General features: G+C 73.3%; 16 protein-coding genes and 1 pseudogene. 11 read left to right on the top strand and 6 right to left on the bottom strand.

All coding sequences use genetic code 11. The features are described 5' to 3' along the window. Positions 1-13 precede the first annotated feature (13 nt). Together ACIBF5_RS01295 and ACIBF5_RS01290 are read left to right on the top strand one after the other, a co-directional pair. Positions 14-2,086 (top strand): ABC transporter ATP-binding protein, encoded by a 2,073-nt coding sequence (locus tag ACIBF5_RS01295; RefSeq protein ID WP_396806878.1) that lies wholly within the window; start codon positions 14-16, stop codon positions 2,084-2,086. Beyond that, positions 2,083-3,876: an ABC transporter ATP-binding protein gene (locus ACIBF5_RS01290; RefSeq protein ID WP_396806875.1), complete on the top strand. Its 1,794-nt coding sequence runs from the start codon at positions 2,083-2,085 to the stop codon at positions 3,874-3,876. The genes ACIBF5_RS01295 and ACIBF5_RS01290 overlap by 4 nt, the downstream gene beginning before the upstream one ends. A gap of 80 nt (positions 3,877-3,956) precedes the next feature. Here the strand turns inward: ACIBF5_RS01290 and rpsD are convergent, their stop codons facing one another. Beyond that, a complete protein-coding gene (rpsD, locus tag ACIBF5_RS01285; RefSeq protein ID WP_396806873.1) occupies positions 3,957-4,568 on the bottom strand; it encodes a 30S ribosomal protein S4 in 612 nt (203 codons plus the stop codon). 74 nt (positions 4,569-4,642) lie between these two features. Here rpsD and ACIBF5_RS01280 point away from each other — a divergent pair, with 74 nt between their 5' ends. After that, entirely contained in the window at positions 4,643-5,434 is a 792-nt protein-coding gene (locus ACIBF5_RS01280) for a DUF2470 domain-containing protein (RefSeq protein WP_396806871.1), read from the top strand. 181 nt (positions 5,435-5,615) lie between these two features. Here ACIBF5_RS01280 and ACIBF5_RS01275 read toward each other — a convergent pair. The 3 genes and pseudogenes from ACIBF5_RS01275 to ACIBF5_RS01265 all read right to left on the bottom strand — a co-directional run. Further along, positions 5,616-6,203: pseudogene (locus tag ACIBF5_RS01275) on the bottom strand (TetR family transcriptional regulator); the annotation flags it as partial. Positions 6,204-6,249: 46 nt separating this feature from the next. Beyond that, positions 6,250-7,005 (bottom strand): ABC transporter permease, encoded by a 756-nt coding sequence (locus ACIBF5_RS01270; protein ID WP_396806869.1) that lies wholly within the window; start codon positions 7,003-7,005, stop codon positions 6,250-6,252. A 4-nt stretch (positions 7,006-7,009) separates the two neighbouring features. Beyond that, positions 7,010-7,801, bottom strand: coding sequence for an ABC transporter ATP-binding protein (locus ACIBF5_RS01265; protein WP_396806867.1), 792 nt, complete (start codon positions 7,799-7,801; stop codon positions 7,010-7,012). 149 nt (positions 7,802-7,950) lie between these two features. Between ACIBF5_RS01265 and ACIBF5_RS01260 the strand changes: the two genes are divergently transcribed. From ACIBF5_RS01260 to ACIBF5_RS01245, 4 genes are all read left to right on the top strand, one after another. Then, complete coding sequence (locus ACIBF5_RS01260) at positions 7,951-8,337, top strand: MerR family transcriptional regulator (protein WP_396806865.1); 387 nt, start codon at positions 7,951-7,953, stop codon at positions 8,335-8,337. A 74-nt stretch (positions 8,338-8,411) separates the two neighbouring features. Continuing rightward, the gene (hisI, locus tag ACIBF5_RS01255; protein ID WP_396806864.1) at positions 8,412-8,930 is read left to right on the top strand and encodes a phosphoribosyl-AMP cyclohydrolase; all 519 of its coding nucleotides are present in this window, start codon (positions 8,412-8,414) and stop codon (positions 8,928-8,930) included. Next, the gene (locus ACIBF5_RS01250; RefSeq protein WP_396806862.1) at positions 8,927-10,489 is read left to right on the top strand and encodes an anthranilate synthase component I; all 1,563 of its coding nucleotides are present in this window, start codon (positions 8,927-8,929) and stop codon (positions 10,487-10,489) included. Before hisI ends, ACIBF5_RS01250 begins: the two co-directional genes overlap by 4 nt. Further along, complete coding sequence (locus ACIBF5_RS01245) at positions 10,486-11,073, top strand: Trp biosynthesis-associated membrane protein (RefSeq protein WP_396806860.1); 588 nt, start codon at positions 10,486-10,488, stop codon at positions 11,071-11,073. Before ACIBF5_RS01250 ends, ACIBF5_RS01245 begins: the two co-directional genes overlap by 4 nt. Here the strand turns inward: ACIBF5_RS01245 and ACIBF5_RS01240 are convergent. Further along, the gene (locus ACIBF5_RS01240) at positions 11,066-11,395 is read right to left on the bottom strand and encodes a hypothetical protein (protein ID WP_396806858.1); all 330 of its coding nucleotides are present in this window, start codon (positions 11,393-11,395) and stop codon (positions 11,066-11,068) included. The genes ACIBF5_RS01245 and ACIBF5_RS01240 overlap by 8 nt on opposite strands. Positions 11,396-11,802: 407 nt before the next feature. On the opposite strand from ACIBF5_RS01240, the gene trpC reads away from it, so the two are divergent. From trpC to ACIBF5_RS01220, 4 genes are all read left to right on the top strand, one after another. Continuing rightward, a complete protein-coding gene (gene trpC, locus ACIBF5_RS01235; RefSeq protein ID WP_211349572.1) occupies positions 11,803-12,606 on the top strand; it encodes an indole-3-glycerol phosphate synthase TrpC in 804 nt (267 codons plus the stop codon). A 330-nt stretch (positions 12,607-12,936) separates the two neighbouring features. Then, positions 12,937-14,181: a prolipoprotein diacylglyceryl transferase gene (gene lgt / locus ACIBF5_RS01230; RefSeq protein ID WP_396806856.1), complete on the top strand. Its 1,245-nt coding sequence runs from the start codon at positions 12,937-12,939 to the stop codon at positions 14,179-14,181. Positions 14,182-14,198: 17 nt separating this feature from the next. After that, positions 14,199-15,398, top strand: a complete 1,200-nt coding sequence (locus ACIBF5_RS01225; protein ID WP_396806854.1) for an FAD-dependent oxidoreductase — start codon at positions 14,199-14,201, stop codon at positions 15,396-15,398. 314 nt (positions 15,399-15,712) lie between these two features. Further along, a complete protein-coding gene (locus tag ACIBF5_RS01220; protein WP_396806852.1) occupies positions 15,713-19,093 on the top strand; it encodes an AfsR/SARP family transcriptional regulator in 3,381 nt (1,126 codons plus the stop codon). A 134-nt stretch (positions 19,094-19,227) separates the two neighbouring features. On the opposite strand, the gene ACIBF5_RS01215 is transcribed toward ACIBF5_RS01220, so the two are convergent. Next, positions 19,228-20,073 carry a GNAT family N-acetyltransferase gene (locus ACIBF5_RS01215; RefSeq protein ID WP_396806850.1) on the bottom strand — a complete coding sequence of 282 codons (846 nt, stop codon included), beginning with the start codon at positions 20,071-20,073 and terminating at the stop codon, positions 19,228-19,230. Positions 20,074-20,202 lie beyond the last annotated feature (129 nt).

Here is a 20,202-nt window from a genome sequence, read left to right as displayed (position 1 = left end):
GTCGGGGGAGCGAGTGGCGAGCAAGACAAGTCGGGACGTACTCAGTCGAGGGATGCGGGTGCTCGGCCGGGCGATCCGCGAGGAACCTCGGATCTTCGCCATCTCGGTCAGTGGCAGCGTGCTCTTCGGGCTGGTGACCATCGCCAGCGCGTACGTGGTCGGGGCGATCGTCGGCGACGTGGTGGTTCCCGCGATCACCGACCGGCGGGCCGACGCGGCGCTGGTGGCGCTCGCCGCCGCCGCCCTGGTCGGGGTGAGCCTGCTCAAGGTGCTCGGCGTCTTCGGACGCCGGATCGCCGCCGGCTACATGCAGTACCGGCTCCAGGCCACCTACCGTCGCCGGGTCACCCGGCGCTACCTCGACCTCCCGCTGGCCTGGCACCACCGGCACGCCACCGGCACCCTGCTCTCCAACGCCAACTCCGACGTCGAGGCGACCTGGTACCCGATCGCGCCGCTGCCCTTCGCGGTCGGCACCCTGGTGATGCTGGTCGCCGCGATCGGCTCGCTCTTCTTCACCGACTGGGTGCTCGCCATGGTCGGCGTGGCGATCTTCCCCGCGCTCTTCGCGCTCAACGTCGTCTACTCCCGCCGGATGGCGCCGCGCCAGGCGCGGGCGCAGCAGTTACGGGGCGAGGTCAGCGCGATCGCGCACGAGAGCTTCGACGGGGCCCTCGTGGTCAAGACCATGGGCCGGGAGGCCCAGGAGACGGCCCGGTTCGGCGACCGGGCCGCTGAACTGCGGGACGCCCTGATCGCGGTCGGCCGGCTGCGCGGCGTCTTCGACCCGATGCTCGACACCCTGCCCAGCCTCGGCACCCTCGCCGTGCTGCTGGTCGGGGCGCTCCGGCTGCGCCAGGGCGCGGTCACCGTGACCGAACTGGTCAGCGTCGCCTTCCTCTTCACCGTGCTGGCCTTCCCGGTACGCGCGATCGGCTGGGTCCTCGCCGAACTCCCGCGCAGCGTCGCCGGCTGGGACCGGGTGCAGCGGGTGCTCACCGCCACCGGAGACATGCCGTACGGGCAGACCGTGCTGGACCGGCGTGGAGACGCGCCGGCCACGCTCGTCTTCGACCGGGTCGAGTTCGGCTACGACCCGCCCGAGTCCGACGACGAGTCGGCCGCTCTCGGCGGCCCGCCCACCGCCACCGACCCGGACGGCGTCGACGTCCCGGCCGACCCGGTGGGAGTGGACCTGCTCGCCGACCCGGACGACGCCACCGCCGCCGCCGAGCGTGCCGGCGACGGCCCGGCCGGACCGGGACGTCGGCCGGGCGGCCGGGTACCGGTGCTGCGGGACGTCTCGTTCACCGTGCCGGCCGGCCGTACCGTCGCCCTGGTCGGACCGACCGGGTCCGGCAAGTCCACGATCGTGTCGCTCGGCGTACGGCTGGTCGACCCGCAGTCCGGCACGATCAGCCTGGACGGCACCGACGTCCGGTCGCTCACCGCCGCCTCGCTCACCGACACCGTGGCCCTGGTGGCACAGGTGCCGTTCGTCTTCGACGACACCGTCCGGGCCAACATCGCCCTCGACCGGCCGGGCATCACCGACGACGACGTCTGGGCGGCACTGCGGCTGGCCGAGGCGGACGGGTTCATCGCGGCCCTGCCGGACGGGCTGGACACCGCCGTCGGCGAACGCGGCACCTCCCTCTCCGGTGGCCAGCGCCAGCGGCTCACCCTCGCCCGCGCGCTCGCCGGGCGGCCCCGCCTGCTGGTTCTCGACGACGCCACCAGCGCGGTCGACCCGAGAGTCGAGGCCGCCATCCTCGCCGCCCTCAGCCGCGGCGCCGCCGCCGGCACCGAGGAACCGGCCGACGGCACCGGGAACCCGCCGACCAGGCCGATGGCCAGTTCGATCCTGGTGGTCGCCTACCGCCGGGCCACCATCGCGCTCGCCGACGAGGTGATCTACGTCGAGCAGGGCCGGGTGATCGCCCGGGGCACCCACCCCGAACTGCTGGCCACCGTGCCGGGCTACGCCGACCTGGTCACCGCCTACGAGAAGGCGGAAGCCGAACGCGAACGGGAGAAGGCGTACGTGAAAGAGTCGGACGACGACGTCAGCGAGGTGAAGGCGTGAGCACCGACGCGACGACCGTGGCCGGCACCGAACCGACCGAGGGCACCTGGCGCACCCTGCGCCGTGGCCTCGCACTCTCCCCCGAACTGCGTACCGGCCTCGCCGGCACGCTCGGGTTCGCCCTGGTGTCGATGATCGGACGGGCCGCCGTACCGGTCGCGATCCAACAGGGCATCGACCGCGGCCTGCGCGCGGCCGGCGGCCCGGACCTCGGCGTGGTCGGCCTGGTGGTCGCCCTCACCGCCGCGGTGCTGGTGCTGACCACGGTCTGCGGCTACCTGATGATGCGCCGGCTCTTCACCGTCAGCGAGACCGCGCTCGCCGGGGTACGCACCCGTGCCTTCCGCCACGTGCACGACCTGTCGATGCTGCACCAGCAGTCGGAGCGGCGCGGCTCGCTCGTCTCCCGGGTCACCAGCGACGTCGACCAGATCACCCAGTTCCTCCAGTGGGGCGGTGTGATCCTGCTGATCAGCGCCGGTCAGGTGGTGGTCACCGCGATCGTGATGGCGGTCTACTCCTGGCAGCTCACCCTGGTGGTGTTCGCCGCGTTCATTCCCGCGGTCCTGGTCATCCGGGCCTTCCAGAAGCGGCTCGCCAAGGTCTACGGGGTGGTCCGGCAACGGATGGGCGCCCTGCTCGGAGTGATCGCGGAGAGCGTCGTCGGAGCCCAGGTCATCCGGGCGTACGGCGTCTCGGGTCGGACCGCCGCCCGGCTCGACGAGGCGATCGCCGGCCAGCGCGCCGCCCAGCAGAAGGCGATCCGGACCAGCGTGGTGAGCTTCTCCACCGGCGAGATCTCCGCCGGCCTGGCGCTCGCCGCGGTGGTCGTGCTCGGTGTCCGGCTCGGTGTGGACGGGACGCTCAGCATCGGGCAGCTCACCGCCTTCCTCTTCCTGGTGACCCTCTTCATCCAGCCCGTCCAGATCGCCACCGAGGTCCTCAACGAGGCGCAGAACGCGGTCGCCGGCTGGCGTCGGGTGCTCGACGTACTCGACCTGGCCCCGGACGTCGCCGACCCCGGCGAGCAGGGCGTCGACCTGCCGGCGGGACCGATCGAGGTGCGGTTCGCCGAGATCGGCTTCGCCTATCCGGGCGGCCCGCCGGTGCTGACCGACATTGACGTGGAGATCCCGGCCAAGAGCCGGGTGGCGGTCGTCGGCGAAACCGGAAGCGGCAAGACCACCTTCGCGAAGCTGCTCACCCGGCTGATGGACCCGAGCACCGGTACGGTGCTCCTCTCCGGTGTCCCGCTGGACCGGGTGCGGTTCTCGTCGCTGCGCTCCCGGGTGGTGATGGTCCCGCAGGACGGCTTCCTCTTCGACTCGACGGTGGCGGAGAACGTCCGCTTCGGTCGTCCGGGCTGCTCCGAGCAGGAGTTGGCGGCGGCCTTCGACGAACTCGGCCTCACCGACTGGGTCGAGGGGCTACCGGAAGGGCTGCACACCCGGGTGGGCGAACGCGGCGAGGCGTTGAGTGTCGGCGAGCGCCAACTGGTCGCGCTGGCCCGCGCGTACGTGGCCGACCCGGACCTGCTCGTGCTCGACGAGGCGACCAGCGCGGTCGACCCGGCAACCGAGGTACGCCTCCAGCGGACCCTGGACGCGGTCACCCGGGGCCGGACCACGGTGGCGATCGCGCACCGGCTCTCCACCGCCCAGGCAGCCGACGAGGTGATCGTGGTCGACCGGGGTCGGATCGTGCAGCGCGGCCCGCACGACGACCTGGTCCTCGACCCCACCTCCACCTACGGCCTCCTCTACGCCTCCTGGCTCGAACAAACCCGCTGAGGTGTAAGGAAGGGGCCCTTGTTAACGCTATGCGTTAACAAGGGCCCCTTCCTTACACGCGGGGTGGAGCGCTGTGGGGGTCAGCGGGAGTAGAACTCGACCACGAGCTGCTCGTCGCAGATCACCGGAACCTCGCGCCGGACGGGCGTACGGACCAGGGTCGCGGTCAGGTCGGTGAGGCTGACCGAGAGGTACGGGGCGGTCGGCCCGTCGCCGCTGTGCGCACCCGCGGTGGCGAGCTGGAACGGCGGCTTCTGCCGGCTGCGCTCGCGCACCCGTACGGTCTGGCCCGGGCGTAACCGGTACGACGGGCGGTCGACCTTGACGCCGTCCACGACGAAGTGTCCGTGCGCCACCAGTTGCCGCGCCTGGTAGATCGTGCGGGCCAGACCTGCCCGGTGCACCACCGCGTCGAGGCGCCGTTCGAGGAGGCCGACCAGGTTCTCGCCGGTCTTGCCGTCGAGGCGTACGGCGTCGTCGAAGGCGCGTCGCAGCTGTGTCTCGCTGACGTTGTACTGGTGCCGCAGTCGCTGCTTCTCCAGGAGTCGTACCTGGTAGTCCGAGGTCTTGCGGCGTTGCCGGCCGTGTACGCCGGGCGGGTACGGCCGCCGCTCGAAGTACTTCACGCACTTCGCGGTGAGCGGGATGCCGAGGGCACGGGAGATTCGGACCTTGGGTCTTGCCTGGTTCACGTGGACGTCTCCTGCTTCGTAGGTTAGCCTGCCCTAACTTAGCCCACCCTAAGACACCACTCGGAGGTCCGGCCATGCAACCCACTCCCGCCGAGGTCGCCCGTACGTTGGCCGCTGGCCGGATCGCCGCCAGCGCGTACGTCGCGAACCGTCCCGGCCCGTACCGGACGCGACACGTCAGCGACGCGCTCGGTCGGGTGCTCCTGCTCGTCCCGGTCATCGACGACCTGGCGCTGGCCCTGCGCCCGGTGCCGGGCACCGACGACACCGCGCTCGTCCTCGACGTACGCGACCTGCCGCCGACGGCCGGCGCACCGCCGCTGGGCCGGGCCTGGATCTCGGGGTGGGCGACCGCCCTCGACGGCGCCGAGGCCCAGCAGGCCGCGCTGGACTACGCCGAGATCGAACCCACCGGCGACCTGCTCGACGTCGGCAGCCGGTTCGTGCTGTACCGGTTCGAGCCGGCCGAGGTCCGACTGGAGCGGGAGGGCGAGACCATCCACGTCGACCCGGCCGAGTACGGCGCGGCGGAGCCCGATCCGCTGCACCACCTGGAGCGGGAACTCCTGGCCGACCTGGCCGACCACCACCAGCGGGAGATCACCGAGTTCGTGCTGCGGCAACTCGGCGAATCCGCCGGCCCGCACCGGGAGGGTCCGCCGCCGCGGGTGGTCCGCCTGGACCGGTACGGCTTCGTGGTGCTGCTCGGCGCGCCCGGTTCCCGTTACCGGGCCCGACTCGCCTTCCCCCGGCCGGTACGCGACCACGCCGACCTGGTCCAGTTGCTGCACCCGGTGCTCTGGCCAGCCCGTCACGCCCAGCCGGAACGGGGTCGGCTCCACCAGGGCGGACCCACCGCCTCCTGACCCGCCGGGCCGGTGGCTCGGCTCAGGCCGTCGGTGGTGCGCCCGTCGACACCCCGGCCGGCGTCCCCGGCACCGAGCACGGCGTCCCCGGCACGGAATGCGGCGTCCCCGGCACCGAGTGCGGCGTCCCCGGCACGGAATGCGGCGTCCCCGGCACCGTTTGGGCCGCGAAGACGTCGGTCAGATCCCCGGTGAGGTAACGCTGCACGGTTGGCGCGATCGCCGCCACCGCCACCTCGGCCGGCACGACGGCCAGCGGCTCGATCCGGAGCAGGTAGCGGGCCATCGCCAGCCCAACCAGTTGGGAGGCGACCAGGGAGGTGCGCAGGGGCGCCTCCGCCGGGGGCAGGTCCAGCCCGGCCATGGCCCGACGGAGGATCTGGGTGACCACGAACTCGCGCATCAGCCGGGCGGTCCACTCGTTGCTGATGACCGACCGGAGCAGGGCCACTCCGGCCGCACCGGCGGGAGAGTCCCAGACCCGCAGGAAGGTCCGGACCAGCCGCTCTCCCACCCCGTCCGGCCCGTCGGCGAGGACCTGCGGCAGCAGTTCGTCCGGGTCGAAGGGAACGTTCATCACGGCCATGAAGAGCTTGTTCTTGGCCCCGAAGTAGTGGTGGACCAGCGCCGGGTCAACCCCGGCGCCGGCCGCGATCGTCCGGATCGAGGCGCCGTCGAAGCCACGTTCGGCGAACGCCTCCCGGGCGGAGGTGAGAATCGCCTCGCGGGTGTCGGGGTTGCCCGGCCGCCGCCCGGTCCGTCGTGCCATCGCCGTACCTCGTCCTCGTCCCGTGGTGGTGCGCGGTCGTCCCGCGTCAGCCGGTGCGCCGACGCAGCGTGGCCGCGGCGAGGACCAGGGCCACCAGCACCGCGCCGACCACCACCGCCAGGTCGCGCCACATGGTGCCGGTCGGCTCGGCGTGCGCACCCACCTGTTGCAGCGCCTCGACCGCGTACGACAGCGGTAGCACGTCGCTGATCGCCTGGAGCCAGTCGGCCATCCGGTCCCGTCCGACGAACAGGCCACAGAGCAGGAGCTGCGGGATCACCACGACCGGCATGAACTGTACGGCCTGGAACTCGGTCTGCGCGAAGGCGCTGCAGAACAGGCCGAGGGCGACCCCGAGCACGGCGTTGACCACCGCGATCAGGATGACCAGACCGGCGCTGCCGGTGGTGTGCAGGTCGAACAGCCAGTACGCCACACCGGTGGCGACGCTCGCCTGCACCGCCGCCGCCAGCCCGAACGCGATGCCGTAGCCGAAGAGCAGATCGAGTTTGCCCAGTGGGGTGGTGAGCAACCGTTCCAGCGTGCCGGAGGTGCGTTCACGCAGCATCGCGATGCTGGTCACCAGGAACATGATGACGAACGGGAAGACGCCGAGCATGATCAGCGCGATCCGGTCGAAGGTGCTCGGCTGGCCGGGCATCGTGGGCTGGTTCTCGAACATGAAGTAGAGCAGGGTGAGCAGCACCGTCGGCACCACCACCAGCATCGCGACCGTACGCGGGTCGTGGCGGAGCTGGCGCAGGATCCGCCCGGTCGTGGCGGCGAGCAGTCGGACGTTCATCGGGTCACCGTCCCGGTCTCGGTGGCGCCGTCGGCCGGTGCCCGGGACGGCGGTGGGGGCGGGGCGGGGACGCTTCGGTCCGGCTCGCCTCGTTCCTCCTGATCAGACGGAGGAAGGCCTCCTCCAGGTCGTCGGTGCCGGCGCTGGCGCGTACGGCGGCGGGGGTGTCGTCGGCGATCAGCCGGCCCCCGCGGATCAGCAGCAACCGATCGCAGCGCGCCGCCTCGTCCATCACGTGACTGGATACCACCAGGGTGGTGCCCGCGGCGGCCATGGCGTGAAACCGGTCCCACAACTCGGCCCGGAGCACCGGGTCCTGCCCGACCGTGGGCTCGTCGAGGATCACCAGTTCGGGTTCGCCGACGATGGCGCAGGCCAGCGACGCCCGGCTGCGCTGCCCGCCGGAGAGTGTGCCGACCAGTTGGTGCGCGGCCGGGGCGAGGCCGACGTCGGCTATCGCCCGATCGGCCTCCCGGGCGCTGCGCCCCTGCAGGGTGGCGAAGTAGCGGGCGTTCTCCCGGACGGTCAGGTCCGTGTAGACGCTCGGCGCCTGAGTCAGATAGCCGAGCCGGTGGCGCAGCGAGGCGCTGCCGGCCGGCTCGCCCAGCACGGTGACCGTGCCGGAAGTGACGATCTGCACGCCGACCACGGCCCGCAGCAGGGTGGTCTTGCCGCTGCCGCTCGGCCCGAGCACGCCGGTGACGCTGCCGCGCGGCAGCGCGCAGGTCAGGCCGTGCAGCACCCGCCGCCCGCCCCGGTCGACGACGAGGTCGCGCAGATCGATCGCGGTGTTCATGGCACCTCCTCCGATTAATTCAACGCTTGTTGAACTCAACGCTAGTTGAAATCTTGACGTCCGGCAATCGCCCGGCCGTCCCACAATCGACCCCGAGTTCGGTCCCGGACCCTTGACGCCGACCCGGGTAACCCTGGAAGCCTGGGGCGATGGAGACCCGACTGGACGACACCACGCTCACCGTCGGCGAGGCCGCGGAGCGGGTCGGCCTGACCGCGTACACCCTGCGCTGGTACGAGCAGGAGGGACTGGTCTCGCCGGTCGGTCGGGACTCGGCCGGCCGACGGCGCTACACCACCTCCGACATCGACTGGCTGATGTTGCTCACCCGGTTGCGCCGCACCGGCATGCCCGTACGTGACATGCGCCGCTACGCCGAACTGGCCCGCCAGGGAGACCACACCCTGGGCGCCCGGCGCCAGCTCTTCCAGGCCCACCGGGAACGGGTGCTGGCCCGGATGGCGGAGCTGGAACAGGACCTGGCCGTGCTCAACTTCAAGATCGAGGTGTACGGCCAGCAGGAACGCGCGGACTGAGGTCACCGCCAACGACCGGGCCGGGCGGGTACGGGTGGACGCGCACCCTCCCCCGTGCGGAACAATCGGTAACTGTGCCCGTACCTGACCTGCCGGTAGGCGCCCCGCCGGCCACCCCGCCCGCCACCCCGACCGCCCCGGCCCCGACCGGCCCCCGTTCCGGGCTCGACCCAGCGATCGCCGCCCGCCTGCGCCGGGGCGCCGACGGCCTCGTCGCGGCGGTGGTCCGCCAGCACGACTCGGGCGAGGTGCTGATGGTCGCCTGGATGGACGACGAGGCGCTGCACCGGACGCTCACCACCGGCCGGGCCACCTACTGGTCACGCAGCCGCCGCGAATACTGGGTCAAGGGCGCCACCTCCGGCCACCACCAGTACGTCCGCTCCGTCTCGCTCGACTGCGACGGCGACGCCCTGCTGGTCAGCGTGGACCAGGTCGGACCGGCCTGCCACACCGGCAACCGGAGCTGCTTCGCCGACCACCTGCCGGTCACCGGGCTCCACGACCCGGCCACGGCACCGTCCGAACACCCCGCCACCGCGCAGTCGAACCCGGCCCACGTCCGGCCCGAGACCCCGGCGGTGACCCGATGAGCCAGACCACCGGCGCGGTCAACCCGGACGAGGCGACCTTCCGCGACCTGGCCGACGGCCGACGGGTGGTGCCGGTGACCCGGCGACTGCTCGCCGACGCCGAGACCCCGGTCGGCGTCTACCGGAAGCTGGCCGGCGGTCCGGGAACCTTCCTGCTGGAGTCGGCCGAGCAGGGCGCCGGGCCGGGCGGCGCCGCCTGGTCCCGCTACTCCTTCATCGGCGTACGCAGCAGTGCCACCCTGGTCGAACGGAACGGCGAGGCACACTGGCTCGGGCAGCCGCCCGCCGGTGTGCCGACCGCCGGTGACCCGGTACGCGCCCTCCGGGAGACCGTCGCCGCGCTGGCCGGACCCGAACCCAGCGCCGGAGCCGACACCCTGCCGCCGCTGACCGGTGGCATGGTCGGCTACCTCGGGTACGACTTCGTCCGCCGCCTCGAACGCCTGCCGTCGCAGGCCAAGGACGACCTCGGCCTGCCCGAACTGGGCATGATGCTCGCCACCGACCTGGTGGTGCTGGACCACTTCGACGGCTCGGCGATCCTGGTCGCGAACGCGGTGCTGCCGCCGCCGGACGAGCCGGACCGGGCCGGGCGGGTGCTCGCCGCGTACCACCAGGCGGTCGGCCGGCTCGACGCGATGACCACCGCGCTCTCCCGCCCGATCCCGCCGATGATCTCGACGGTGGAGAGCCAGCCCCCCGGTGAGGTGCTCTGCCGTACGCCCGACGGCGAGTATCCGTTGGCGGTGGAGGAGGCCAAGGAGGCGATCCGGGCCGGCGAGTGTTTCCAGATCGTGCTCAGCCAGCGTTTCGAACGGGACACCCGGGCCGATCCGCTCGACGTCTACCGGGTGCTGCGGACCACCAACCCGAGCCCGTACATGTACCTGCTCCGCTTCGACGGCTTCGACATCGTCGGCTCGTCACCCGAGGCGCACCTCAAGGTGACCGCCGCCGAGGGAGGTTCCCGCCGGGCCATGCTGCACCCGATCGCCGGGACCCGACCGCGCGGCGGCACCCCGGAGCAGGACAACCGGCTCGGCGCCGAACTGCTCGCCGACCCGAAGGAGCGGTCCGAGCACGTGATGCTGGTCGACCTGGGACGCAATGACCTCGGCCGGGTCTGCCAGCCGGGCACCGTCGAGGTGCCCGAGTTCGCCACCATCGAGCGGTACAGCCACGTCATGCACATCGTCTCGACCGTGGTGGGCACGCTGCGGGAGGACCGTACGGCGTTCGACGCGCTCGCCGCGACCTTCCCGGCCGGCACCCTCTCCGGCGCGCCCAAGGTACGGGCGATGGAGATCATCGAGAGTCTGGAGCCGACCCGGCGGGGCCTCTACGGCGGCACCGTCGGCTACTTCGGCTTCGGTGGCGACATGGACATGGCGATCGCCATCCGGACCGCCCTGATCCGGGACGGCCGGGCCTACGTGCAGGCCGGCGCCGGGATCGTCGCGGACTCCGACCCGGCGGCCGAGGACCAGGAGACCCGGAACAAGGCCGCCGCCGTACTCGCCGCCATCGCCGCCGCCGAGACCCTCCGGGCGGCCCGATGAGCACCCGGCCGGCTCGTCCGGCTCGACGGCAGCTGACGTACGCGGTGCTGCTCTGCCTGGCCGGTGCGGGGCTGGCGCTCTACGCGGCGACCAGGACCTGGTCGGTGGTGGTCACCGTCCGGGCGACGCCACTACCCTCGAAGATCGTCACCCAGACCGGCGGCGACCTGCTGCCCTGGCTGCCGGCGCTGGCGTTGGTCGGCCTGGCCGCCTCCGGTGCCCTGCTCGCCACCCGGGGGGCCGGTCGGCGGTTGGTCGGCGGGCTGATGGTGCTGGTCGGACTCGGTGTCGCGGCCGGTGGCGTGAACGGGCTCGTCGGTCTGGAGGGTCACCAGACGAAGCTGGTCTGGGCGGTGCTCTGCGGGTTGGGCGGACTGCTGGTCGTCGCCGCCGGCCTGATCACCGCCGTACGCGGCCACACCTGGCCGGCGATGGGCGCCCGGTACGACCGGTCGCGTCCCGGCACTCCGGGCACGGGCCACGCTCCGGCCGACACCACCGAGAAGGGCGGCCGGGTGGAGGCCGGACGGACCGTCGCCGCCTGGGACGCGCTCGACCGGGGCGAGGACCCGACAATCAACTGACCGGGGAGGCGGCCCGGCTACCAGGCGTGGCCGCCCCGCTGGTCCGGCCGGCGGCAGCGGTACGGGCCGCCCCGCTGGTCCGGCCGGCGGCAGCGGTACGGGACGCGGTGAGCGCGGCCACCATCGCCCGGACCTCGTCCCGTTGGTGCGCCCGGTCCCGGTCGGCGCAGATCGCGGCCCAGGCGTTGCCCCGGGCGGTGCTGGCCCGGGCGTCGCCGACCACGGCCCGCTCCACCGAGTGGACCACGCCGATCGCCACCGAGGCCACCGCGCGCGGGATGCTGGTCAGGTCGATGGTCGAGCCCGGCCCGGTGCTGCTCATGGTCCACCCCGCACGATGATCGAACGACGCCGCCGCGGCCACCCCGCGACCAGTCTGCCCGACGTCGATGGTGCCCATGAGGTGTTTCGAACCGGTGACCCGGCGGTCAACTGTGCCGTACGAGGCGGTACGGGCGACGATTCGGCGGGCTGCGCGGTCCGCCCGAGCGTGGTGTGATTACCCGATGACCGTCGATGGTGCCGGTGGCAGTGGGTGATAGTCCCCTCACCAGCGGTCGGCCATTATGCCCGAGCCCACCTGGTGAGGTGCGCCATACCCCCCGGCTCCGGCCCCAGCCCGGCGCCCCCTAGCATCGGCCCATGACGCCCGGAGAGGGGAGTCCGTTGGTGACTGCTGAGCATCCACACGCGGAGGGGGACGGCGCCGCGCCGGCCGCCCCCGTCAGTGTGCTCGACGAGATCCTGGCCGGAGTGCGCGAGGACGTCGAACGCCGTCAGGCCGAGGTCCCGCTGGAGCGGATCCGGGAGCTGGCCGCAGCCATGCCCCCGCCCCGCGACGCGTACGCGGCGCTGCGACGCCCCGGCGTCGGCGTGATCGCCGAGGTCAAGCGTTCGTCGCCGTCCAAGGGTCAGTTGGCCGAGATCGCCGATCCGGCCGAGTTGGCCGGTGAGTACGCCGGTGGCGGCGCCCGCTGCATCAGCGTGCTGACCGAGGGGCGCTGGTTCGGCGGATCGCTGGCCGACCTCGCCGCCGTCCGGGCAGCGGTCGACATCCCGGTGCTCCGCAAGGACTTCGTCGTCTCCAGTTACCAGGTGCACGAGGCGCGAGCCCACGGCGCCGACCTGGTGCTGTTGATCGTCGCCGCGCTGGAGCAGAACGCGCTGGTCGGCCTGCTGGAGCGGATCGAGTCGCTCGGCATGACCGCCCTCGTCGAGGTGCACGACGAGGAGGAGGCGGACCGGGCGCTGGAGGCCGGGGCCCAGGTGATCGGCGTGAACGCCCGCAACCTGCGCACCCTGGAGGTCGACCGTTCGGTCTTCGAGCGGATCGCCCCCGGCCTGCCGAACAGCGTCGTCAAGATCGCCGAATCGGGCGTACGGGGACCGCACGACCTGATCAGGTACGCCTCGGCGGGAGCCGACGCGGTGCTGGTCGGCGAGGGACTGGTCACCCAGAAGAGCCCACGCGAGGCGGTGGCCGAACTGGTCAACGCCGGCAACCACCCGGCCACACCCCGGCCGGTTCGCTGACCCGGGCCGTACCGACCGGGTTGGCGCGACGGGTCCGCCCGGCGTCCCGCCCGGCCGGTCCGGCGGTCGCCGTACGGGGGTGAGGGCGGTCGCCGGCGCTTCCTGGCCGGTCCGCCCCGGCGGGCCTACGTTCCCCGGCCGGTCCGCCTCCCGGCTGGTAGCCGATTCGTGGCGTGTCCTGCCGGTCGAGCAGGTCCGTCGCCGGTGCTTCCCGATGGTGAGCGGGCTCACGGACAAACGCGCAGGACCGAGCAGAGCTGAGGCCACTCGGGTAGAAGCTGCCTGCCCGGGGTGCCACACCGAGCGGGTACGGCGGTACCGTGTGCAATCGTGACCCTAGCCTCAGTGTCCCCGCTGGCATCCCTGCCCAGTCCGAGCACCGCCGTCTGGGAGGTCGGGCCGATCCCGATCAGGGCCTACGCGCTCTGCATCGTGTTGGGCATCGTCGTGGCCGCGGTGGTGGCCGAGTACCGGCTCCGTGCGCGCGGAGTCGCGCCCTGGGCGATCCTGGACATCGCGGTCTGGGCGGTGCCGTTCGGCATCGTCGGCGCGCGGATCTACCACGTGATCACGTCGCCGCAGGCGTACTTCGGTGCGGACGGTGACCCGATCAGGGCGCTCTACATCTGGGAGGGCGGCCTCGGTATCTGGGGAGCGGTCGCCGGTGGTGCGGTCGGTGCCTGGCTCGCCGCCCGCCAGCTCGGCATCCCGCTCACCGTGGTCGCCGACGCGCTTGCCCCGGGTCTGCCACTGGCCCAGGCGGTGGGCCGGTTCGGCAACTGGTTCAACAACGAACTCTTCGGCGGACGCACCACCCTGCCCTGGGGCCTGGAGATCCACCGGATGGATTCCGGCAACCCGGGTCACGCACTGCTGGACGAGAACGGCAACCCGATCCTGGAGCCCGGGCTCTACCACCCGACCTTCGCCTACGAGGCGCTCTGGAACGTCGGCGTGGCCCTGCTGGTGTTCCTGGTCGACCGCAAGCTCAAGCTCGGCCGGGGGCGCGCCTTCGCGCTCTACGTGATGGGTTACACCGTCGGCCGGTTCTGGATCGAGCTGCTCCGTACCGACCAGGCCAACGAGATCCTCGGTGTCCGGCTCAACGTCTGGACCGCCGTGGTGGTCTTCCTCGGTGCGTTGATCTACTTCCTGCGGGTCCGTGGGCCGCAGCAGTTCCTGGTGCCGTTGGGTGCCCGGTCGACCACGGTCGCCCCGAGCGACGACGAGATCGACGGCACCGACGGTGAGCCCGCGGCGAAGAGCGACATCTCCCAGGTCGACCTCTCCCGGCGTACCCTCGCCCCCGACGCCAGCGGCATCCCCGAGGGCTACCGGGTGGTCACCGAGGAGCAGTACCAGACGTACCTGCGCACCGGTGAGCTGCCCGAGCCGGAGCCCGGCACGACCGACGGAGCGGACCGCTCCCTCGACGATATCGACGATATCGACGACGACGAGTCGGACGAGCCGACCGCGACCGAGCGGTCCGACGACGACGAGCGGCCGACGGGGGACACCGGGCAGGCTCGGGCGGGCGCCGCGCCGCCGGGCAACGCGGACCGCGAGAGCTGAGCGGAGGAACCGCAGCCATGCGTACGGCCGTGGTGGTGGGCGCGGGAATCGGTGGCCTCGCCGTCGCCGGTGCCCTCGCCCGTTCCGGCTGGCAGGTCACCCTGCTGGAGCGGGGTGACCGGCTGCGGGCCGAGCAGACCGCACTGGTGCTCTGGCCCAACGGGGTACGGGCGCTCGGCGCGCTCGGGCTCGGCGACGGCCTGGACGCGATCGCCACCGCCCTGCCCGACGTCGGGGTCCGGCGCCCGGACGGGCACTGGCTGGTCCAGCCGCGCCCGATGGTCGACGAGCGGGCCCCGGTCGTGGTGCACCGGGAGGACCTGCACGACGCCCTGATCGCCGGACTCGGTGACCGGGTCGAGATCCGTACCGGGGTGCAGGTGCGTACCGTGCGCACGTCGGCGGCGGACCGCCCGGCGGTCGGTGACGGCCGCACCGAGTGGGAGGCCGACCTCGTGGTCGCCGCCGACGGCGTGGACAGCGTGATCCGGCAGCGACTGGCACCGGAGGCGACGGTGGTCAGTTCGGGTTCCGCCGCCTGGCGTGCGGTGATCCCCTGGTACCGGGCGCCGAAGCTCCCCGCCGACCAGTCCGTCAACGGCGAGACCCTGGGTGCCGGCTACCGGTTCGTGGCGATCTCGCTCGGCGAGCGTGGCTCGTCCGGTGGTTCCACCCGGGGCGGCATCTACTGGGTGGCGACCGCGGCGGGCGCGTCTCGGCCCGAGCCGCCGGAGACCCAGCTCGCCCTGCTCCGCCGCTGGTACGCGAACTGGCCGGCGCCGATCGGCGACCTGCTCGCCGCGACCGAGCCGGAGGACCTGGTCCAGCAGGAGGTACGCGAGCTGCGTCCGCTGCCCCGGGGGTTCGCCTTCCCGTCCGGACCCGGCGGGATCGTGCTACTCGGCGACGCCGCCCACGCGATGCCACACCACCTGGGACAGGGCGCCTGCCTGGCGTTCGAGGACGCGGCGACGCTCCGTTCGGCGGTCCGGGACGCCGTCCCCGGCGAGCCGTTGCGTGGTGCCGTCGAGGCGTACAACCGGGCTCGCCGGCCGCGCGCCGTCACCGTCGTACGCCAGACCCGCCGCATGTCGGCGGTGTTGCAGAGCCGGGGCCGGCTGGCGCTGCGCGCCCGGGACGCCGCCCTCGGCACGATCACTCCGAGGCTGATGGGCAGCGCCGCGACCGCCGCCGCGGCCTGGCGCCCCCCGGCCTGACCCGTTCCCCTCCGGTCCGCCCCCGCAGCACCCGCCCTCGCAGCATCCGCCCCGCAGGCATCCGCCCCGCGTCCCGGGCGCCGTTCCGGTCCTCGGGACGCCCGACCCGCACGGTGGATCCCGGCGAGGCACCGCCCAGAATCTGGCGCGGTGGGTGGTGGCGCGAGGGCCGAGCGGTGCGGGGATTCGTCCTCTTCGTTATCCGATCGGGCCGGACGGGGGGATGACCTCGGGGGGAAACACAGCGCAGACTACCCGGGACTGAGAGCGAGGGCTTCCAGGTGCGGGGTAGTGTGCCGGTTTCGCGGACCTCCGTGGGCTCGGGACATCGGGCCCGACGCGCGGTGCGACTGCTCGGCCCGGTCGAGCTGATCGGCCCGGACGGGCCGGTTCCGCTCACCGACGAGGTACGCCGGATGCTCGGTCTGCTCGCGCTCCGGGCGGGGCAACCGGTCGCCGCCGCCGACCTGCGTGGCGTCCTACCGCCCGGTGCCACCCCGGAGATCCACTCCCTCGACGGTGCCGCCGCCGCACTCGCCGCCGCACTGGACCGCGCCGGACTGCCGAACGCGGTGGTCGCCCACCCCATCGGCTACCTGCTGCGCCTACCGCCGCGCCGGGTCGACGTCCAGCGGTTCACCCGCCTGATCACCCGGGCCCGTCGCCGGATGGCGGCCGAGCAGTGGTCCGGGGCGCTGCCCCTGTTCGACGCCGCGCTGCGGCTCTGGCGGGTGCCGTTGCACAGCGACCCGCTCGGCGGCTGCCCGCCGCGCCCGTCCGGCTGGCTCGCCGCCGAGGTCGGACGGCTGGTCCAGGGCCGGGTCGCGGCGGTCGAGGAGCGCTGGGAGTGCGCTCTGCGGCTCGCCCTCGCCGCGCAGGCGACCGCCGGCGGGCCCACCGTGGACCGTGCCTCGGTGGTCGCCGGGCTCGCCGCCGCGCGTACCGGGCTCGCGGCGGTCGGCGAACTGGAGGCGGCCCTGGCCCGGCACCCACTGCGGGTGCGGCTCTGGGAACTGTTGCTGGTGGCATCCGCGATCGGTGCGGGCCGCAGTTCGGCCGCCAAGGTCGAGCAGCGGGCGCGGGACACCTTCCGGGAACAGTTGGGTGTCGAACCAGGTGAGCGACTGCGGTTCCTCGCCGCCGCGGCGCAACGCGGTGACCTGGCCCAACGGTGGCTTCCCTCGTACGGGCCCGAGCCGGTCTCCCGCCTCGCCGAGCGGGCCGTTGCCCGAGCTCCGCTGCCCGTGCCGATGACACCACTGCTCGGTCGCGACGCGCTGCTCGCCGTGGTCAACCAGCGGCTCGCGACGCAGCGGCTGGTGACCCTGACCGGGCCGGGCGGTGCCGGCAAGACCCGACTCGCGGTTGCCGCCGCGAGTCGTTTCGGCAGCGCCTGGTTCGTCGACCTCAGCTCGGTCGAGAGCCCGGTACGGGTGCCGGAGGCCGCCGCCGCAGCGCTCGGCGTACGGGCGGAGCCGGGGCGGGACGTGGTCGACACCCTGGCCGAGGAGATCGGGGGCACCCCGGCCCTGCTGGTGCTGGACAACTGTGAGCACCTGATCGCCGGTGGGGCGGAACTGGTCGACCGGTTGTTGGGCCGTTGCCCGGGACTGCTGGTGCTGGCGACGAGCCGGGTGCCGCTGCGGTTGCCGACGGAGGCGGTGGTGACGGTGCCGACGCTCGCCGTACCGCCGGAGGTGACCGGCAACACCATCGCCGGGCTCAGCGCCCATCCGGCCACCCGGCTCTTCCTGGAACGGGCACGGGCCCGCTCCGGACGACCGGTGCCGGAGGCGAGCGCCGACGCGGTGGCCCAGCTCTGTGTCGAACTGGACGGGTTGCCGTTGGCGATCGAACTGGCCGCGGCGCACGTGTCGGTGCTCGGTGTCGGTGAGATCGTCGCCCGGCTCCGCACCGACCCTCGGTTGCTCTCCAGTCCGGACCCGACCGCGCCGAGCCGGCACCGGACGCTGGCGGCGGCGGTGGAGACGAGCGTCGAGCGGTTGGACCCGGCGGCGCGGGCGCTCTTCGAGCGGTTGGCGGTCTGTGTCGGCGGCTTCGACGGGGAGACCGCCAGCGCCGTGGCCGGGCCGGACGCGCCGGCCGCGCTGGCGGCGTTGGTCGAGTCGTCGCTGGTGGTGCCGGCGCCGCTGGCCGCGCCGCCGTTGCCGGCGACCCTGCCACCCGGTCTGCCGCCACCGGCCGGACTCGCGCCGACCGGCCTGACACCGGCAGGGTTGCCATCGAGCGGCCTGTCACCCGCCGGCCTGTCACCCGCCGGCCTGTCACCCGCCGGCCTGTCACCCGCCGGCCTGTCACCCGCCGGCCTGTCACCCGCCGGGTTGGCGCCGCCGGAGGCCGGGTGGGGCGGGGACCGGCCGGGGGAGCCCTTGCCCACCGAGCCGTCCCCGGGTGGGTCGCCCCTGCCGCCGCGTTACCGGATGCTGGTGCCGATCCGCCGGCACGCGCTCGTCCTGCTCGGTGACGGCGAGGCGGCGGCGCGTACCGCGTTGGCGAAACACTGCCTGGGGCTGGCCGAGTGGGCTGACGCCCGGCTACGCGGAACGGATCAGGAGTGGTGGCTGCGCCGGCTACGTGCGGAGGCCGCGAACCTGCGGGCCGCGATGTCGTGGCTGGCGGAGGCGGGTGCGAGCGCGGACGTGCCGCCCTACGCCGAGTTGCGCCTCGCCGCGGCGCTGGCACGCTACTGCCGACTCGACGGGCACTACCGGGACGGGCACCGCTGGCTCGCCGCCGCGTTGGACCGGCACCCGGAGGCGCCGCCCGAGGTGCGGGCCGGTGCCGGTGCGGCGGCGGCGATGCTGGCGATGCTGAGCTGCGACTATCCGGCGGCGACCAGGCGTGCCGAGGCGGCGTTGGTGGCGTACCGACAGGTGGGCGACCAGGCGGGGGTGGCGCGGGTGTTGCTCACCCTCGGCTCGATCGCCCGGGAGCAGGCGCGGTACGTCGACTCCACTGTGTACCTCGCCACCGCCGCGGCGACCTTCGCCGAGTACGGCGACGAGTGGGGCGAGGCGCAGACCGTACAGCTGCGGGGTTTCACCGCCTGGCTCTCTGGTGACCTGGACCGGGCCGACTCGCGGTTGCGGGTCAGTCGCCGCTGGTACGAGCGGCTCGGCGACCCGCGGGCGGAGGCCGAGACGTTGATGAATCTCGGCGCGGTGGCGCTCTACCGGGGCGACACCGACCGGGCGGCGTCGTTGCTGGACGTGGCGCTCCGGCGGTATTCCGAGGTCGGTTTCCCGGAGGGGGTGGGCTGGGCGCACAACCTGCGTGGACTGGTGGAGTTGCGGGCCCGGCGACCCGATCGGGCCGGTGCGCACCTGCTGGCGAGCCTGGCCGCCCATCGGCAGGTCGGCGACCGGTGGCGTACGGCGAGCGTGCTGGAGGCGTTGGCGGAGGTGGCCCGGTTGGAGGGCGACGCGGTGCGCGGTGCGCGGCTGCTCGGTGCGGCGGCCGGGATTCGGGCCGAGATCGGCGCGCCGGTGCCGGCCTGTGAACGCCCGGACACCGAGGCGACCGGGCGGGCGCTCCGGGGTGAACTCGGTGATGCCGGGTTTGTCGTCGCGCACGGCTACGGTCTCAGCGCGCCGCTGGACAGCCTGCTCGCCGCCTTTCCGGGCCGGGGCGACCGGGCTCCCAGACCCGCCGCATCCCTTCCCCTGACCGGCTAGGGCCCGCCACTGGAGAGTATCTAGTCGATCAACGTTTGCGCAGGCAGCAGACGGCAGGCAGCAGGCAGCAGACGGCAGGCAGCAGACGGCAGGCAGCAGGCAGCAGGCAGCGGATGAAAGGCGGGCGACGGGGTTCAGGCGGTGACCGGGGCGGGTTCGGCGATGCAGGCGGTGCCGAGGCGACGGAACCCGGCCCGTAGGTAGATCCGGGCGATCTCCTCGCTGCCGGCGGAGAGGAAGACCAACTCGGTCCCGTGGTCGAGCAGGTGCCGGGCCAGTGCCGCGGTGACCGCCGCGGCCAGCCCGCGCCGCCGGGCCGACGGCAGGGTGGCGATGCCGGCGATCTCGGCCACGTCGCCGACCCGCATCGCCATGCCGGCGGCGATCACACCCTCGCCGGCCGATTCGGCCAGCGCGTAGGCCCGCCGCCCGTCGGCGGCCTGGGCCCGTTCCTCGTCCACCCGGCGGGAGGTGAGGGCGACGAGGGCGGCGTCGCGGGCGAGCGGTCCGGCATCGCCGACGGCGGTGCCGGGGGCGGCGAAGCCGACGGCGGCCACGGCCCGCTGGGCGGCGACGTCGCGGCCGAACTCCGGCGACGCCGGGTCGGCCAGCCGCACCGGTACGTCGCTCAGGCGCTCGGCCGGGGGCAGGGTGGTCGGGTCGAGCACCATCAGTGGTGCCTCCAGCACGGCGAGTCCGGCCGAGCGGGCCACCGCCAGCAGTTCCGGATGGTTCTCGTGCACCCACTCGAAGGCTTCCGGGACGCCGAGGGCACGCTGGCGCTCCCGTACGGTGCTGACGTCGGCGGCGCTCGGTGGCTCGGACGCGCCAGGGCGGGGTCGGGCGTAGAACGGCCATCCGGCCCCGTCACGAACGAAAAGCACCAAGCCCCCGTACGTTTCGGCGTGAGCTACGTCACGGGGCACGCCGTCATAAAAGCGTTCTAACCGCTCGAATACCTCAGGATGCACCAGGCCCACCGCGCGAGACTACATGTCCCACTCTCTGGAAGTGTGATCAATCCGTACTGGTGGTGCGAGGTAGGCCCTAACGTAGACTCAAGGAACCTCGCAGGGCCGACGTCGTCCCGACCCATGATTGAACGTGAG

The organism is Micromonospora sp. NPDC050417, assembly GCF_044458865.1.
In the GTDB taxonomy this organism is placed as follows: Bacteria; Actinomycetota; Actinomycetes; order Mycobacteriales; family Micromonosporaceae; genus Micromonospora_G.
Note: the sequence above shows the minus strand (reverse complement) of the source record. Positions and strands in the feature narration are given on the sequence as shown.